At 68.5% G+C, this 17580-nt stretch carries 14 protein-coding genes; 5 read left to right on the forward strand and 9 right to left on the reverse strand.

What is annotated here, in order from left to right; translation table 11 throughout:
• Positions 1-18: 18 nt before the first annotated feature.
• The gene (locus ACUTAG_RS26895; protein WP_187378261.1) at positions 19-1794 is read right to left on the reverse strand and encodes an IlvD/Edd family dehydratase; all 1776 of its coding nucleotides are present in this window, start codon (positions 1792-1794) and stop codon (positions 19-21) included.
• A gap of 220 nt (positions 1795-2014) precedes the next feature.
• Between ACUTAG_RS26895 and ACUTAG_RS26900 the strand changes: the two genes are divergently transcribed.
• Complete coding sequence (locus tag ACUTAG_RS26900) at positions 2015-3010, forward strand: Bug family tripartite tricarboxylate transporter substrate binding protein (protein ID WP_148316703.1); 996 nt, start codon at positions 2015-2017, stop codon at positions 3008-3010.
• A 312-nt stretch (positions 3011-3322) separates the two neighbouring features.
• Positions 3323-5320 carry a cyclic di-GMP phosphodiesterase gene (pdeR, locus tag ACUTAG_RS26905; protein ID WP_446650390.1) on the forward strand — a complete coding sequence of 666 codons (1998 nt, stop codon included), beginning with the start codon at positions 3323-3325 and terminating at the stop codon, positions 5318-5320.
• Positions 5321-5341: 21 nt separating this feature from the next.
• On the opposite strand, the gene ACUTAG_RS26910 is transcribed toward pdeR, so the two are convergent.
• Entirely contained in the window at positions 5342-6226 is an 885-nt protein-coding gene (locus ACUTAG_RS26910; RefSeq protein WP_006384377.1) for a crotonase/enoyl-CoA hydratase family protein, read from the reverse strand.
• 434 nt (positions 6227-6660) lie between these two features.
• On the opposite strand from ACUTAG_RS26910, the gene ACUTAG_RS26915 reads away from it, so the two are divergent.
• Both ACUTAG_RS26915 and ACUTAG_RS26920 read left to right on the forward strand, forming a co-directional pair.
• On the forward strand, positions 6661-8760 hold the full coding sequence (locus tag ACUTAG_RS26915) for a TonB-dependent receptor (RefSeq protein WP_409197011.1): 2100 nt from the start codon (positions 6661-6663) through the stop codon (positions 8758-8760).
• Positions 8761-8942: 182 nt separating this feature from the next.
• Complete coding sequence (locus ACUTAG_RS26920; protein WP_054416068.1) at positions 8943-9263, forward strand: helix-turn-helix domain-containing transcriptional regulator; 321 nt, start codon at positions 8943-8945, stop codon at positions 9261-9263.
• A gap of 17 nt (positions 9264-9280) precedes the next feature.
• On the opposite strand, the gene ACUTAG_RS26925 is transcribed toward ACUTAG_RS26920, so the two are convergent.
• The 6 genes from ACUTAG_RS26925 to ACUTAG_RS26950 form a co-directional block, all read right to left on the reverse strand.
• Positions 9281-10264 (reverse strand): Bug family tripartite tricarboxylate transporter substrate binding protein, encoded by a 984-nt coding sequence (locus ACUTAG_RS26925; protein ID WP_446650391.1) that lies wholly within the window; start codon positions 10262-10264, stop codon positions 9281-9283.
• 193 nt (positions 10265-10457) lie between these two features.
• Complete coding sequence (locus ACUTAG_RS26930; RefSeq protein ID WP_006384372.1) at positions 10458-11402, reverse strand: LysR family transcriptional regulator; 945 nt, start codon at positions 11400-11402, stop codon at positions 10458-10460.
• A gap of 78 nt (positions 11403-11480) precedes the next feature.
• Positions 11481-12632, reverse strand: coding sequence for a CaiB/BaiF CoA transferase family protein (locus ACUTAG_RS26935; protein ID WP_202731141.1), 1152 nt, complete (start codon positions 12630-12632; stop codon positions 11481-11483).
• A complete protein-coding gene (locus tag ACUTAG_RS26940) occupies positions 12629-13423 on the reverse strand; it encodes an enoyl-CoA hydratase (protein ID WP_024068539.1) in 795 nt (264 codons plus the stop codon). Before ACUTAG_RS26940 ends, ACUTAG_RS26935 begins: the two co-directional genes overlap by 4 nt.
• A 163-nt stretch (positions 13424-13586) precedes the next feature.
• Positions 13587-14273 (reverse strand): YiiX family permuted papain-like enzyme, encoded by a 687-nt coding sequence (locus ACUTAG_RS26945; RefSeq protein WP_082388570.1) that lies wholly within the window; start codon positions 14271-14273, stop codon positions 13587-13589.
• A gap of 53 nt (positions 14274-14326) precedes the next feature.
• Positions 14327-15070, reverse strand: coding sequence for an SDR family oxidoreductase (locus ACUTAG_RS26950; RefSeq protein ID WP_038503275.1), 744 nt, complete (start codon positions 15068-15070; stop codon positions 14327-14329).
• A gap of 126 nt (positions 15071-15196) precedes the next feature.
• Between ACUTAG_RS26950 and ACUTAG_RS26955 the strand changes: the two genes are divergently transcribed.
• The gene (locus ACUTAG_RS26955) at positions 15197-16117 is read left to right on the forward strand and encodes a LysR family transcriptional regulator (protein WP_148316709.1); all 921 of its coding nucleotides are present in this window, start codon (positions 15197-15199) and stop codon (positions 16115-16117) included.
• Here the strand turns inward: ACUTAG_RS26955 and ACUTAG_RS26960 are convergent.
• Entirely contained in the window at positions 16096-17490 is a 1395-nt protein-coding gene (locus ACUTAG_RS26960) for a GntP family permease (protein ID WP_006387010.1), read from the reverse strand. The genes ACUTAG_RS26955 and ACUTAG_RS26960 overlap by 22 nt on opposite strands.
• Positions 17491-17580: the final 90 nt, after the last annotated feature.

A 17580-nucleotide genomic window follows, 5' to 3' on the forward strand; every position in this document is an offset into this window, starting at 1 on the left:
GGGCAAGGGGGAAAGGCGTTATTGCTTGGGCACGGTGTCGCGCGTGGCGCTGGCGCGCAGGAAGTCGAAGTCCACGCCCTGGTCGGCCTGGGTCACGGTCTGCAGGAACAGCTTGCGGTAGCCGCGCTCGGCGGCGGGGCGCTCGACCGGGCTGGCGGCCATGCGGCGCGCCAGCTCGGCATCGTCGACCAGCAGGGCGATTTCGCGCCGCGCCACCGACAGGCGGATCCGGTCGCCATTTTGCACGTAGGCGAGCGGGCCGCCAATCGCGGCCTCGGGCGTGACGTGCAGCACGATGGTGCCGGCCGCCGTGCCGCTCATGCGGCCGTCGGAAATGCGCACCATGTCCTTGACGCCGGCGCGCGCCAGCTTCTTGGGGATCGGCATGTAGCCGGCCTCGGGCATGCCGGGCGCGCCGGTGGGGCCGATGCGCTTGAGCACCAGCACGTCGTCGGCGGTCACGTCCAGCGCCTCGTCGTCGATGCGGCGGGCCATGTCCTCGGCGTCCTCGAACACCACCGCGCGGCCTTCGTGCTCCATCAGCTTGGGATTGGCGGCCGACTGCTTGATGATGGCGCCGCCGGGCGCCAGGTTGCCGCGCAGCACGGCCAGGCCGCCCACCGGATAGATGGGCGCGGCGACGCTGCGGATCACGTCCTGCTTGAACGGCGCGGGGGCGTCGTCCAGTTCCTCGCCCAGGGTGCGGCCCGAGACGGTCAGCGCGTCCAGGTGCAGCAGCGGGCGCAGTTCGCGCAGCAGCGCCAGCATGCCGCCGGCGTGGTGGAAGTCTTCCATGTAGTGCTGGCCGGAGGGCTTGAGGTCCACCAGCACGGGCGTCTCGCGGCTCATGCGGTCGAGCCCGGCCAGGTCGATATTGATGCCCAGGCGGCCGGCGATGGCGGTCAGGTGCACGATGCCGTTGGTCGAGCCGCCGATGGCCAGCAGCACGCGCAGCGCGTTCTCGATGGACTTGCCGGTGATGATGCGGTCGGGCGTCAGGCGCGTGGCCGCCATGGCGACGGCGGAGGCGCCGGTGCGCTCGGCCACGCGCACGCGGTCGGCGGTGACGGCCGGGGCGGAGGCGCCGCCGGACACCATCATGCCCATCGCCTCGGTCAGGCAGGCCATGGTGCTGGCGGTGCCCATCACCGAACAGGTGCCGACGCTGGCCACCAACTGGTTGTTGACGTCGGCGATCTCGGGCGCGTCGATCTCCTCGGCGCGGTAGCGGCCCCAGTAGCGGCGGCAGTCGGTGCAGGCGCCGACGCGTTCGCCGCGGTGCGAGCCGGTCAGCATCGAGCCGGTCACCAGCTGGATCGCGGGCACGCCGGCGGACGAGGCGCCCATCAACTGCGCCGGCACCGTCTTGTCGCAACCGCCGATCAGCACCACCGCGTCCATCGGCTGGGCGCGGATCATTTCCTCGGTGTCCATCGACATCAGGTTGCGCAGGTACATGCTGGTGGGCTGCGAGAAGCTCTCGTGCACCGAGATGGTGGGGAAGTCCATCGGCAGGCCGCCGGCCAGCATCACGCCGCGCTTGACCGCCTCGATCAGTTGCGGCGCGTTGCCGTGGCAGGGGTTGTAGCTGCTGCCGGTGTTGACGATGCCGATGATGGGACGCGCCAGCGCGTCGTCGGACAGGCCGGCGCCCTTGATGAAGGCCTTGCGCAGGAACAGCGAAAAGCCGGTGTCGCCGTAGTTGGTGAGCCCGCGCGCCACGCCGGTGCTGCGCGCGCCGTCGCTGTCGAAGGGGCCCTGGGCGGGCTTGCCGCCCTTGGTGTCGTCCGTCATTTTGCTTCCCGATAATATTATTGATAATCCAGGGCGAAGATCATATACAGCCTGCGAAACGCCCGGCAAGCGCTTTTGCGATAAATATTTATTGATCTCTAAATAAGATCAGTCGATAGAAAAATTCTGATTCATCAATCAAGATTGGCCTCCTACACTGGCGCGGTTGACGAGCCGGGCGTCCGTTCCATTCCTATACCCATCCCGGCAGGAGACCTACATGTCAGACCTGCGTCTGCGGCCCCGCCGCGCCTTGCTGCTTTCCCTGTTGGCCTTGTGTACCGGCGTGGCGACGCCGGCCCTGGCCGCCGACGCCTATCCCGACAAGCCCATCCGCCTGATCGTGCCGTACCCGCCCGGGGGCGCCACCGACGTGATCGGCCGCGTGCTGGCGCAGGAACTGACCGGCGCGCTGGGCCAGTCGGTGATCGTCGAAAACCGCGCCGGAGCCGCCGGCAACATCGGCGCCGACCAGGTTGCCAAGGCCCAGCCCGACGGCTACACGCTGCTGATGGGCGCGCTCACCAGCCATTCGATCAACGCGGCGCTGTACCGCGGCCGCGTCACCTACGACGTGGAAAAGAGCTTCGCGCCGGTGTCCATCGTCGGCACCGTGCCGCTGGTGTTCGTGGTCAACCCCTCGGTGCAGGCCAATGACCTGAAGCAGTTGATCGCGCTGGCCAAGTCGCGCCCGGGCTACGTCACCATGGCGTCGGCCGGCAACGGTTCGCCGCAGCACCTGGCCGGCGAGATGTTCAAGCGCACCGCGGGCGTGGACATCCTGCACGTGCCGTACAAGGGCAGCGGCCCGGCCATGACCGACCTGATGGGCGGCCAGGTGCTCAGCATGATCGAGACCGTGCCGGCCTCGCAGGCCAGCATCAAGGCCGGCAAGCTGCGCGCGCTGGCGGTGACTTCGGCGCAACGCGTCGAGGCGCTGCCGGACGTGCCGACCGCGGCCGAGGCCGGCCTGCCGGGCTTCGAGGTCAGCTCCATGTTCGGCATCGTCGCGCCGGCCGGCACGCCGGCGCCGGTGATCGACCGCCTGAACGGCGAGCTCAAGAAGATCCTGGCCAAGCCGGCGGTCAAGGCTTCGCTGCTGAACCAGGGCGCCATTGCCGAATGGACCAGCCCGGCCGATGCCGGCGCCCGCGTGTCGGCCGAGTTGGCGCGCTGGACCAAGGTGATCGACGAGGCCGGGGTCAAGCCCGAATAAGGCCTTGCGGGCGGGGGACGCGGCGGCACCGGCGCCTCCCCCGCGTTGCTTCATTTGCGCCACATGCGGGAAATGGTCACAAATTTCCGGCGTTATTGTTTGCATGGCGGATGCCGGGCTGCGCAATGGTCCTGAAGTTGGCTTGCTTCCCGTGAATCGTCCATAGCGCCAAGTGCGATGATGACGCTACAGTTGCCTGGGATGGTGAAATAATCTGCAATACAGCCCAAACGCCGTTCGCACGGGTGGTTGACCCCGAACTGGCTAGGCCGTATGTTTCTCGCAGGCCTTCCTAGGACGGCGGGGACACCAATGACTGAGACTCAGGACGAAAAATCGATCCTGTACCTGCATTTCGGTACACCGAGCCCCTATTGGAGGCTGGCGGCGGATAGCGACGCGATCGAACTATCCGCGGTCAAGGGCGCCACCAACATCGCGATGGCGCTCAAGCCCGAGCAGGCGCAGGCCATCCGCGCCCTGACCGGCATCACCGCCAGCCTGCGCATCGACATCGTCCTGTACGGCGATCCGATACAGCTGCGGCTGGTCGGCCGCAAGATAAATCCCAACGAATGGGCCGGCACGGCCTCGGCGCACAGCGACACCGACTCGGTGGCGCGCGACCTGGTCGAAGGCCTGTCGTTCGCCGAGACGGTGGTGTCCGAGGCCAACTCGGTCATCGTCATCGTCGACCAGCACGGGCGCGTGCAGCGCTTCAACAAGGTCAGCGAGGAATACACCGGCAAGCGCGAGCAGGACATCGTCGGGCGCAGCGTGTTCGACATGTTCATGACGCGCGAGGAGGCCGCCGCCTCGCGCCGCAACATCGCCGAGTTCTACAAGCGCGGGCAGTCCTATGAGGTCGAGCGCCTGATCAACACGGTCAAGGGCCCGCGCCTGTTCCTGTTCCGCAACAAGTTCGTCACCAGCGGCAGCGGCGAAAAGCGCGTCTACCTGATCTGCTCGGGCACCGACATCACCGAGGAGCGCCAGGCGCAGGAACGCCTGCGGGTGCTGGCCAACACCGACGTGCTGACCAACCTGCCCAACCGCCACGCCATCACCACCCGCCTGAAAGCGGCGTTGGCCGAAGGCGAGGGCGCGCGCGGGGGCGTGCTGTTCCTGGACCTGGACAACTTCAAGCGCATCAACGACCACTACGGCCACGGCTTCGGCGACCGCCTGCTCAAGTCGGTGTCGGTGGCCATTTCCAGTTGCCTGTCGCCCGGCCAGACGCTGGCGCGACTGGGCGGCGACGAATTCCTGGTGCTGCAGGAAAACGCCGAGGCGTGGCAGCTGGAGGCCACCGCCGGCCGCATCATCGAACGCCTGCGCGAGCCGTTCCGCCAGGAATTGATCGAGGTCTACACCAGCTGCTCCATCGGCATCGCCATGTATCCCGAGCATGGCGACGACCTGGACAGCGTGGTGCGCAGCGCCGATATCGCCATGTACGTGGCCAAGGAGGCCGGGCGCCACACCTATCGGGTGTTCCAGCCCGAAATGGACCGCCGCAACGCCGACTACGTCTGGCTTGACACCAACCTGCGCAAGGCCCTGGCCGAAGGCCACCTGATGCTGTACTACCAGCCCAAGCTGGCCGGGCGCGGCGGCGAGGTCGACGGGGTCGAGGCGCTGCTGCGCTGGCGCTCGCCCGAACGCGGCATGATCTGTCCCAGCGTCTTCATTCCCTACGCGGAAGAGTCCGGCCTGATCTCGCAGCTGGGCGTGTGGGTGATGCGCGAGGCCGCGCGCCAGGCCGCGGCATGGAAGCGCGACGGGCTGGACCTGCGTGTCGCGATCAACATGTCGGCGCGGCAGCTGGACGACAAGGGCGTGGTCAGCGAATTCATGCGCGCGGTCAACGATGCCGGCCTGGACCCCTGCCTGCTGGACATCGAGCTGACCGAGAGCTGCCTGATCGAGGACGAGGTCGCGGCGATCGAGCTGATGAAGCAGTTCCGCCAGCTGGGCGCGCGCGTCCACCTGGACGACTTCGGCACCGGCTATTCGTCGCTGTCGCAGCTGGCCCGCATTCCGCTGGACGCGATCAAGCTGGACGCCAGCTTCGTGCGCGGCGTCAACGAGAACCCGGTGTCGCAGGCGCTGGCGCGGGCCATCGTGGCGGTGGCCCGCACGCTCGAACTCCAGGTGATCGCCGAGGGCGTCGAGACCCAGGAGGAAACCGCCTTCCTGGACACGCTGGGGGTGGACGCCAAGCAGGGCTACCTGTACGCCAAGCCCATGCCGGCGGCCGAGCTGACCACCTGGCTGGCGCAGCGGCGCCGGCTGCATCTGATCGCCTGACGCGGCCGGCGCGCGCCAGTCTCAATGCATGGTCGCGTCGATCAGGCCATCGGGACCCGCGGGCGAGCGCCGGTTCTGCGCCATCACCAGCCGTTCCATGTAGGCGCGGTCCTTCGGATCGATCGAGAAGGCGGCGTCGACCCAGTCCTCGGTGATATCCATCAGTTCCGAGCGCGTCAGCTGCAGCACCCGCTGGCGCGCCCGCAGCATGGCGCGCATGCCGTTCAGCTTGGGCCGCATCACGTCGATGAAGGTGCGGGTGGCCTTGTAGGCGTCGCCCGGCTCGAACAGCACGTCCACCAGGCCGCGCGCCTGGAACCATTCGGCGGTGTGCGATTCGCCGCTGCCGATCAATTCCTCGGCCAGCTTCATGCCCGAGCGCCGCGCCACCAGCGAATAGCCGCCCATGCCCGGGAACAGGTTGAAGGCCATTTCGGGAAAGCCCATGCGGGCGTTGTTCTGCGCCAGCACGAAGTGGTGCGCCAGCGCCGCCTCGAAGCCGCCGCCCAGCGCCGTGCCTTCGATCATGGCCAGCGACACCGCGCCGGTGTCGAAGCCGCGGGTGGCCGCATGCACGCAATCGACGCAGGCGCGGGCGTAGGCGCGCAGCGCCTCGCGGCGGCCGGTGCGGATGGCTTCGGCGAAGAAGTTGAGGTCGCCGCCGACGTTGTAGATCTGCGGCACCAGCGAGCCCGTGACCCAGAAGTCGATGGGCAGGCCGGAGTCCTTGGCGGCGCGCGCCAGGGTCATGATTTCGTCGATCAGTTCATGGTTAAAGCAGGGGCGCGGCTGGGCGCGCAGCATCATCCACATGACACGTCGTCCTTCCTCATAGAACGCGGAGACTTGCTTCAAATTGCCTGCGGCGGTAAAGGGATGGCAGTCCGGATGAATGAGTTGATTCATTTGCTTTCGTCCAATCGATCAAGGTGAGTCGGAGTACTGCCGGGCCAGCCTAATACAGGTGTCGCCCCGTCCCCCTCATGCAAACCTCGTCCGGCCGGCTAGAGTTTTCCGTAGTGCAAACATCGGAGTGATTGTTTGAAAAACATTGCGTCCGGGGCCGCGATGTCATGCGGCTGGATGACCCGAGACTCGTCGGCATGGATGAGGACCGTCGCAGATTCGCGAGCGTTGCAAGGCGCGCGCACGACGCCGTCGGCTCATGCGAATGGAGGGCGGGGGATGGCGCGGCGCGAACGGCGCGGGGCTGGCGCGCGGGTGTCGTTGCGACACCGCAACAGCCAAAGCAAGGGTTTGTAAATGATAAAATTCTCATTTACAAATAAGTTTCATTATCGATATGATCGCGGCTCGATGAATCTTACAGATAGCTTGCGATGCCCGTTTTTCCTGTACCGCGCCGCCTCACGCTTGGGGCCGCGCTGGCCTTGATGGTCCCTGTTGCCACGCTCCACGCCGAACCCGCGCAGCTTCCCGCCATCAGTGTCGAAGGCGCCAACGCCGACGATCCGCGGGTGCCCGAAGTCACCACCGCCACCCGCACCCAGACCGCCGCGCGCTACGTGCCGCAGGCCATCGACAGCGTCAAGGTCGAGAACCTGCGGAACTACGGCATCAGCACGCTGGGCGAAGCCCTGTCCGGCATCCCCAACGTCAGCAACGCCTCCGACACCCGTTTCGATTCGCTGCGCATCCGCGGCTTCGACGCCAGCAACGATTTCTACCTGGACGGCATCCGCGACGACAGCCAGTACGTGCGCGACCTGCACAACATCGAGCGGATCGAGGTGCTCAAGGGCCCGGCGGCGGTGCTGTATGGCCGCGGCAGCCAGGGCGGCATCGTCAACCGCGTCAGCAAGGCGCCGCAGCCCGGGCGCGAATCGACGCTCGAGGCCGTGGCCGGCAGCTGGGACCTGCGCAGCTTCTACGGCGACCTGAGCGCCGACCCCGGCGAGGATGTCAGCGTGCGCCTGAACATCGGCCAGGAAGACAGCAACAGCTTTCGCCACAAGATCGGCGGCACCCGCCAACTGGTGGCGCCGTCGCTGAACTGGCGCATCACGCCCGACCTGGACTGGCTGGTGCAGTACGAGTACAGCCGCTACGACCGCACCCCGGACCGCGGCATCCCCAGCGTCAACGGCCGGCCGGCCGACGTCGGCCGCTCGACCGTCTACGGCGACCCCGACCGCGACTACATCGACGACCGCGCGCAATCGTTCCGCTCGCGCCTGGCCTACAGCGTGGCGCCGGGCTGGCAACTGCGCTACACGCTGGGCGTGTTCGCGCTGGACAGCAAGTTCGACAATACCTACCTGACCGGCTACAGCGCCGCCACCGGCAAGGTCAGCCGCACCCGCTGGCAACAGGACCTGACCACGCGCAGCATCCACAACAACCTTGAAGCCGAGGGCCTGTTCCACACGGGAAGCGTCGAGCATCGGGTTTTGTTCGGCGTGGAAGTGGCGAACCAGGACCGCACGCCCGATCTCTACACCACGCTGGCGCGGGGACCGGGCGCGCAACCGGTGCCGGCGCTGGACCTGTACGATCCGGACCTGTCGCGGCAGCACGACGGCGCCATGACGCTCAGCAGTTCGGCCCGCCACAAGACCCGCAGCCAGGGCTACTACGTGCAGGACCAGATCAAGCTGGACGACGCCTGGCAGGTGCTGCTGGGCCTGCGCATGGACCGCTTCAGCGTCGATTCGACCAATCGCATGCTCGACCTCTCGGCCCGCCGCGACAGCCGTGGCGTGAGCCCGCGCGCCGGGGTGGTGTGGACGCCGCTGCGCGACCATTCCTTCTACGCCTCGTACAGCAAGACCTTCTCGCCCGTGGGCGGTAGCCTGATCGGCATCACGCCGAACGCGCGCGGCAACACCAACGACGTCGACCCCGAGCACACGCGCCAATATGAAGTGGGCGTCAAGAGCGATTGGCTCGACGGGCAGTTGAGCACCACGCTGGCGCTGTACCAGTTGGAACTCTACAACCGTCGCACCACCGATCCGGTCGATCCGACCCTCGTGCTGCTGACCGGCAAGCAGCGCTCGCGCGGCATCGAGCTGACGGCCGCCGGACGGCTCGCGGGCAACTGGTACCTGCGCGGCGGCATCGGCCTGCAGAACGCCGCCATCGTTCAGGACAACAACGGCCTGGCCGGCAACCGCGTCAGCAACGTGGCGCGGCGCAACGGCAGCGTGTTCCTGACCTACAAGCCGGCCGAGGGCCTGTACGGCGAAACCGGCCTGACCTTCGTCGGCCAACGCTACGCCGACAACGCCAACACTGCGGTATTGCCCGGCTACGCCACCTGGGACGCGCTGGTCGGCTACCGCGCCGGCCAGTGGGACTGGCGCCTGGCGGTGCGCAACATCACCGACAAGACCTACTACGCCTCGGCCACCAGCGCCGGCCAGATCCGCGTGGGCGAGCCGCGCACGGTGGTGGCGACGGCGCAGTATCGGTTCTGACGGGTAGCCAGGATCCTGGCAGGAAGGACGGGCGCTTTGGCGCCCGTCTGCTTTTTTCGGAGCGCGCCGGATGTTTGGCGCGCGTCCGTTTAAGATTCGTTTATTGACGAGGCATGGTTCGGCCGCGGCGGTACGGTCTCGCCAAGCTGGAACCGAATAGCGATTGGGCTGGGACAGGAACCATGAAAAGCAGACTCCATGACGAAGCGATGGCGCAGGTGTACGCCGGCGATCGGGATCTTGCGTTGGCGACGCTCAACGAGATTCTCGCGGATGGCAGCCAGGCCGAATTGTTGATCGTGCTGCGCCAGATGACGCAGGCGTTCGGCGGCATGCAGGCCGTGGCGGAGCAGGCGCGGCTGAATCCGACGCAGCTCTACCGCACGCTGTCGCCCAAGGGCAACCCATCGCTGGCCAGCCTGCTGGCGATTCTCAAGGCGATGGGCTTGCGGCTGGCTGTGATGCCGCTGGCCAACGCGGCGGCCCCGGTCCGGATGGGCTGAGGCCGCGTCCGGCGCGTTTATTGCGGTTCGATCTTCGCGTCGATCGCGCGCTGGGTCCAGATCTGGCGTTGCGATTGCGCGAAGGCGCGGTGTTCGGCCAGCGTGTTGGGCGCGACCTGCATGCCCAGCGTCTCGAACTTGGCGATGCTGTCGGGCTCGCTCAGGATGCGCGTGATTTCGCGGTTCAGGCGCTCGACCACCGGAGCCGGCGTGTCCTTGGGCGCGGCCACGCCCACCCACACCACCAGGTCGAAATTCCGGTAGCCCAGTTCTGCAAGCGTCGGCACGTCGGGGAAGTCCTTGGAACGCGCCTGGCCGGTGAAGGCGATGCCCTTGAGCTTGCCGCTGTGCATGAACGAGGTCACCACCGACAGGTCGGCGAACAGGTAGTCGACGTGGCCGCCCAATAGGTCGGTGACGGCGGGCGGCTGGCTCTTGTAGGGCACGGCGTTGGCGGCGGCGCCGGCGACGCTGTTGAAGGTGGCCCCGGCGATCTGGCTGGTGGGCGAGCCGTAGGCATAGTTCAGCGGCTTGGCGCGGGTGGCCTGCACCAGCTGCGACACCGAGTCGTAGGGGGAATCGGCGCGCACCACCAGCATCATGGGAATGGTGGCGATGCGGATGACGTGGATGAAGTCGCCGGTAGGGTCGTAGGGCAGCTTGCGGAACAGGGCGGGCGTGGCCGAGTGCGTCGAGCTGCTGGTCAGGATCAGGGTGTAGCCGTCGGGCGCGGCGCGCGCGGCGGTGGACGAACCGATGGTGCCGGACGCGCCGGGCTTGTTCTCGATCACGATCGGCACGCCCAGGCGCGGGCCGAGCTTTTCCGTGAGGATGCGGGCGCTGGTGTCGGTGGCGCTGCCGGGCGAGAACGGCACCACGATGGTGATGGGCTTGCCGGGATAGGCGTCGTCGGCCTGGACGGCGCTGGCTGCTGTGCCCAGGGCCAGGGCGCAGCAGGCGGCGAACCGGCGCATGCGGCTGCGTTGCGGGGATCGGGTCATGAAAGTCTCCTGTGTTCTTCTGCGGCCGCGATGGCGTGCAACGGCCGCGATTTCCGTCATGATGCGGCCGCGCGGCTTATCGCAACAAGGGACTAATTTTCATAGACCTATTCCGTATCCGGATAAGTGCCGCGCCGTGCGCATCGGCCCGGCGCCGCCTCACGCCCGGCGCTGCCTCACGCCCGGCGCCGCCTCACGGTTCGGCGGCGTCCTCGTCGTAGCGGGTCGGGTCGGGCGCGGCTTCGCGCGCGCGCAGCGTCTTTTCCAGGTCCGCCAGGAAGGCGTCCGCCGCCAATGACAGGCGCGCGCTGTGGCGCTGGATCAGCCACAGCGCATGGCCGCGCTGGCCGCCGCCGCCGATGGGCGCGGTGACCAGGCCCAGCTGGCGCGCGAAGGCGCAGACGTAGCCGGGCACCACCGTGATGCCCAGGCCGGCCCGCGCCAGGTTCAGCACCGAGGTCAGCATGCCGGCCTCGATGCCGGACTGGAATTGCAGGTCGAGTTCGCCGCTGATGCGGTCGACGGCGCGCCGCACGCTGTAGACGTTGCGCAGCGTGATGTGCTCGTGCGCGGCCAGGTCGGCCCAGCGCAGCTGTTTGCGGCGCGCCAGCGGATGGCCGGGCGCGTAGGCGGCATGCATGGTGTCGCGGTAGATTACGCGCGCGGCCAGCTCGTCGCCGTCGATGTCGGTGGAGACGATGCCGAAGTCGGCGCGCCCGTGGCGCACGTGCTCGATGGTCTCGTCGGTGTTCAGTTCGAAGAGGTCCAGCTTCACGCCCGGATGGCGGCGGTGGTAGCGCGCGATCACCCCGCCCAGCAGGCCGACCATCATCATCGGCGAGCAGGCCACGCCGACCACGCCGCGCTCCAGCGAGCGCAGCCCGGACATGCTGCGTTCGGCGGCGCGCACCGTGCCCAGGATCTCCTGGGCATAGGCATAGAAGTCGGCCGCGCCCTCGCAGGGCGTGACGCTGCGGGTCGAGCGCTCGAACAGCGGCTGGCCGACTTCGGCCTCGAGTTCGGCGCACAGCTTGCTGACGGCCGATTGCGTGACGAAGGCGGCGCGGGCGGCGGCGGTGAAGCTGCGCAACTCGTAGAGCGCGCAGAACACGCGCAACTGCTTCAGGGTGATGTTCATGGTCGCGACGGCAAGGGGGGGCGGGCGCCCCGGGAGGGCCCGGGACGCGCAAGCACGCGCCCGCCGCGTCCCGGGGAATCAATCCGGATCGAGCATATCGCGATCCGCGTCCTGGCGCGGCGCCAGGCGGCGGATCGACCCGGGCGTGCGCGAGAAGCGCACCGGGATCGCGGTGGCCGTGAGCGTGCCTTCGGTGGGATGCTCGACCCGCTGGAAAAAGCCGGTGGCGACCAGGTGCGGGTCGTCGAACAGCGCCTCGGGCGGGTTGACGCGCGAGTGCGGAATGTCGGCGTCGGCCAGCAGCGCCAGCCAGTCTTCGGTGCTGCGCAACGCGACGATGTCCGCCAGGTCGCGGTAGAGCGCGTCGAAGTTGCCGGCACGCGTCCGGGCGCTGGCGTAGCGTGGATCGACGGCTAGGTCGGCGCGTTCGGCCAGGGTGAAGAAGCGCCGCCATTGGGCATCGGTATACGGCAGCAGCGCCAGGAAGCCGTCGCGGGTGCGGTAGGGCCGGCGCTCGGGCGACAGCACGCGGCTGTAGCCCATGCCGCCGCGCGGCGGTTCGAAGGTGCGCCCGCCCAGGTGCTCGATCAACGTGAAGGACACCAGTGTCTCGAACATGGGCACCTCGATCGCCTGGCCCAGGCCGGATTTCTCGCGCTCGTACAGCGCCATCGGGATGGCGTAGGCCAGCGTCAGCCCGGCCACCTTGTCGGCCATGATGGTGTTGATGTAGGCCGGCGCGCCGCTGTTGCGGCCCTGCAGGTCGGCCAGGCCGCTCATGGCCTGGATGATGTCGTCGAAGGCCGGCTGGGCGGCGTAGGGACCGTCCTGGCCGAAGCCCACCGCCGAGCAATAGACCAGGCGCGGGTTGCGCGCGCGCAGGCTGGCGGCGTCCAGGCCGATCCGCGCCAGCGCGCGCGGGCGCACGTTGGAGATGAAGACGTCGGCATCGTCGACCAGCCGCAGCAGGCGGCGCAGGTCGTCCGGGTCCTTGGCGTTCAGGGTGACGCTGCGTTTGTTGCGGTTCAGGTTCAGGTAGACGGCGCCCATGCCGGGCGAGGCGGCCGGCGCCGAGGCGCGGAACACGTCGCCCTCGGGCGCTTCGATCTTGATGATCTCGGCGCCCATGTCGCCCAGGATCTGGGTGGCGTAGGGGCCCATGCCGACCGAGGTCATGTCGATCACGCGCACGCCGGCCAGCGGGCCGGCGGCCGGGACAGCCGCCGTCATTGCGCCTCCCGCGCGCGCTTGCGGGCCAGGAACGGCGCCATGTGCCGGCGCGGCTCGTCGGTGGCGAAGGCCGCGCCGAAGGCGTCGACGCTGCGGTCCAGGCCGGCCTCGACCGTGGACGTTTCCCAATAGCGCAGCAGCGCCTTCTGTGAGCGCACGGCCAGCGGTCCGCTGGCCGCGATGGGCGCGACGGTGCGCTCGACCAGCGCGTCCAGCTCGCCGGCCTCGCACAGGAATTGCAGGAAACCCCAGCGCAGCGCCTGCTCGGCATCGACCGTGGCGCCGGTCAGCAGCAGCCAGTTGGTGGCCCCCGGGCCGATCAGTGACGGCAGCAGCACGGCATGGATCACCGACGGAATGCCGACCTGCACCTCCGGCATGCCGAAGACGCCGTCGCGCGAACCCAGGCGGATGTCGCAGGCCGCCGCCAGTTCCATGCCGGCGCCCAGGCAGAAGCCGGGCAGGCGGGCGATGGTCGGCACCGGCACCGCGCGCACCGCTTCGCACAGGTCGCGCAGGCGGGTGATGAAGGCGCGGCCGCCGTCCGGATCGAGTTCGGCCATCTCATAGATGTTGGCGCCGCCGACGAAGGCCTTGTCGCCGCTGCCGCGCAGCACCAGCGCGCGGGCGTCGGCCTGCGCGGCGATCCAGCGCACGGCTTCGGTCAGGCCCAGCGTGACCGGCGAGGCCAGGATGTTCAGGCTCTTGGCGTCGTCGATCCGCAGCGTGTAGACGCCGCGCGCGTCGCGCTCGATGTGGCTGTGGGGGAAGGCGGGAATCGGGGCGCTCATGGCGGGCTTGTCTCCGTGAAGTCGGGGGATGCCACTCATGCTAGGCCCCGCGGTTGATCACGACAAACAAGTAATTTTCATGGAATGAGTCCCGGTTGGAATAAATCTGCCCATGAACGGGACGGCCCGCGCGAGCGCCACGACGTCGACGCCGGCCACGCGCCTAGCGGTCCGCGACCGTGGTCAAGAGCGGCGAGTCGTACATCGCGGCGGGCGAGATGATGGGCTCGTCCCAGGGAATGTCCTTGCCGTAGCGCTCGCGCATCTTGGCCTGGACGGCGGGCGGGCTCAGGTCGAAGCTCTTCAAGGGTTGCAGCGCGCCGATCCGCACGCCCAGCGCGCGCTGGTAGATCTTCCAGACCAGCTCGGAGCAGTAGATCCGCTCGTCCGACCAGCCGAACACCAGGTCGTAGGGTTTGCCGACATAGTCCGTGCCCACGCGAGCCAGCTGTTCGCGCGCCTCGGGCGTGAGCCGCGCCGTGTCGCGCAGGCGCTTGACGACATAGGCGCCGCGTTCGCCTTGCGCCGCCCAGGCCGCCAGCGGCGTGTAGCTGACCGTGGCGGCGGCTTCCAGCACGTAGGGCGCGCCCTGGCGCATCACGATCATGCCCATGTGGCTGTAGGGCGAGCGGGTGGCCTGCTGGATGGCCAGGCTCTGCGCGGAACGGGATTGCTGGAAGACCAGGTCGCCGGTCTGCACCGGCGGCGTGGCCCAGGCGGCGGGCGAGACCAGCGGGGCCAGGCATAGCGCCGCGGCCGCCACGGCGCTGGCCCGCAGGCCGGCCGCGCCGCGCCGGGCGTTTTCTGGATGAGGAGCGCGGATTGCGCGGGGCGTTGTCGTCGGGTCCATTGCGTCGATTCCTGGCATGGGCGCAACAGTAGCATCCGCGCCGGATCGGCGCGTCAGGCGATGCCGCCGTTGGCGCGCAACACCTGGCCGTTGATCCAGCCGCCGTCGGCGCCGGCCAGGAACGACACAATGCCGGCGATGTCCTCGGGTTCGCCCAGGCGTTCCAGCGGCGGCATCTTGGCGTAGTGCTCGATCAGTTCCGCGCTCTTGCCCTGCTTGAACAGGTCGGTGGCGACCGGGCCCGGCGCCACGGCGTTGACCGTGATGCGGCGGCCGCGCAGTTCCTTGGCGAACACGCGGGTAAAGCCTTCCACGGCCGCCTTGCTGGCGATATAGAGGCCGTAGGTGGGCAGGTTCAGCGCCAGCGTGGTGCTGGAGACGTTGACGATGCTGCCGCCGTCGGCCAGCCGTGTGCCGGCCTCGCGCAGGGTGTTGAAGGTGCCGCGGGTGTTGATGTCGAAGGTCTGGTCGTAGACCTCGTCGGTGGCCTCGGCCAGCGCCTGCAGCTTCAGCACGCCGGCGCTGTTGACCAGCACGTCGATGCGTCCCAGGCCGGCCTCGACCTGGTCGAACATGGCGCGCACCTCGGCGGCTTTGGACACGTCGGCGCGCACCGCCAGCGCCCGGCCGCCCGCGGCGCGGATCTCGCCGGCCAGGGCGTCGGCTTCGGCCGCGCTGGCGGCGTAGTTGATGGCGACGGCGAAACCGTCGGCGGCCAGGCGGCGCGCGATCGCGGCGCCGATGCCGCGCGAGGCGCCGGTGACCAGGGCAACGCGTTGGGAGGCTTGGGAATTCATGGTGACTCCTGGGTGGAATGTAGGACGAATCATGCGGTGGAACGAATCATGGACTATTCCAAACCAAAGATAATCACGCCAGTTTTGCTAACATAATTTCATCTGTATTAATAATAGAGCCCGCGCATGGACCGTTTCCAGGAAATGCAGGTGTTCGTCCGGATCGCCGAGCGGCGCAGTTTCTCCAAGGCGGCCGAGGATCTGCGGATTCCGCGGGCCACCGTCACCAATCTGATCAAGCGCATGGAAAAGCGCCTGGGCGCGCGCCTGCTGGAACGCACCACGCGCCAGGTGCGGCTGACCCATGACGGCGAGGCCTATTACCGGCGCTGCGTGCGCCTGCTGGCCGACCTGGAGGAAGCGGACGGCGCCTTCCTGAACACCGCGCCCAAGGGCCTGTTGCGGGTCAACATGCAGGGCACCCTGGCGCGGGTGTTCGTGATGCCGGCGTTGCCGGGCTTCCTGGAGCGTTATCCCGACCTGGTGCCGCACCTGGGCGAAGACGACCGTCTGGTGGACCTGGTGCGCGAGGGCGTGGACTGCGTGCTGCGCGCCGGCACGCTGCAGGACTCATCGCTGGTGGGGCGCCAGATCGCCCTGATGCCGCAGGTCACCGTCGCCAGTCCGGCCTACCTGGCGCGCTACGGCGAACCGGCCACGCTGGATGATCTGGAAGGGCACCGGGCGGTGGACTATGTGTCCTCGTCCAGCGGCCGCAGCCTGCCGCTGGATTTCACGGTGGACGGGCGCAACGTGCTGGTGCGGCCGGGCTCGGTCATCAGCGTCAGCGGCGCCGAGCTCTACGCCAGCGCGGCGCTGGCCGGGCTGGGGTTGGTCCAGGTGCCTCGCTACCGCGTGGCCGAGGACCTGGCCGCCGGCCGGCTCAAGCTGGTGCTGCCCGGCGCGCCGCCGGCGCCGATGCCGGTGTCGGTGCTGTATCCGCAGAACCGCCAGGTGTCGGCGCGGGTACGGGTGTTCAGCCAGTGGCTGGCCGGCATCTTTGGCCGCGCCTTCGGCCAGGACGATCAGACGATGCCGGTCAGGTAGTACACCGCGATCACCAGGAACACCGACAGCGTCGAGATCAGGGTGATGGCGAAGATGTCGCCGTAGGACTGGCGGTGCGTCAGGCCGGTGACGGCCAGCAGCGTGATGACGGCGCCGTTGTGCGGCAGCGTGTCCATGCCGCCCGAGGCCATGGCGGCGATGCGGTGCAGCACCTCCATGGGGATGCCGGCCGCCTGGGCGCTGTCGATGAAGGTCTGCGCCATGGCCGCCAGGGCGATGCTCATGCCGCCCGAGGCCGAACCGGTGATGCCGGCCAGCGAGGTCACCGCCACCGCCTCGCCCACCAGCGGGTCGGGAATCGCCTTGAGCGCGCTGGCCACCATCAGGAAGCCGGGCAGCGCCGCGATCACGCCGCCAAAGCCATATTCCGCCGCCGTATTCATCGACGCCAGCAGCGCGCCCGAGACCGCGCTCTTGCTGCCTTCGGCGAAATGCGCCTTGATGTGCGAGAACGAGAACAGCAGGATGGTGGCGATGCCGGCTATCAGCGCGCCCATCACCGCCCACAGCGCCACCTGGTCATGCGCGTTGACCGGCAGGGGCTGCGGCAGGCCGGGCAGTTCGACCTGCGAGCCGGCCGGGTACCAGCCGGGAATCCAGCGCGTCAGCAGGAAGTTGGCCACGCCCACCACCACCAGCGGCAGCAGCGCGACCAGCGGGTGATGCTCGCGTCCGCCGGCGGGCGTGTCCGGTTCGTTGCGCAGTTCGGTGCCGTAGCCTTCGCCCGCCAGCGCGGCGCGCTTGCGGCGCCATTCCAGGTAGGCCACCCCGACGGTCAGCGTGAAGGCCGCGCCGATCAGCCCCAGCCAGGGCGCGGCCCAGGTGGTGGTCTCGAAGAAGGTGGTGGGGATGATGTTCTGGATCTGCGGCGTGCCGGGCAGCGCCGTCATGGTGAAGGTGAACGCGCCCAGCGCGATCGCGCCCGGCATCAGCCGCTTGGGAATGCCGCCCTGGCGGAACATCTCGGCCGCGAACGGGTAGACCGCGAATACCACCACGAACAGCGACACGCCGCCGTAGGTCAGCACCGCGCACACCAGCACGATCGCGATGATGGCGCGCTCGGCGCCGATCAGCCGCAGCACCGCCTGCACGATGGCGCGCGAGAAGCCGGACAGCTCGATCAGCTTGCCGAACACCGCGCCCAGCAGGAACACCGGGAAATAGAGCTTGGCGAAGCCCGCCATGCGCTCCATGAAAATGCCCGAGAACACCGGCGCCAGCGCCGACGGGTCGGTCAGCAGCACCGCGCCCATGGCCGCGATGGGCGCGCAAAGGATGACGCTGTAGCCTCGATACGCCGCCAGCATCAGGAATGCCAGCGCCGCCACCACGATAAACAATCCGGTCATTCGTTACTCCAGGAATGAAGGGTCAAGGGGTGTGGGGCTACACCTTAACCGATCGTTCCCGGCGGCTGTTTGACAGGGCGGGATGCCGGC

The sequence above is a fragment of the Achromobacter sp. CSND-B12 genome (assembly GCF_052906545.1).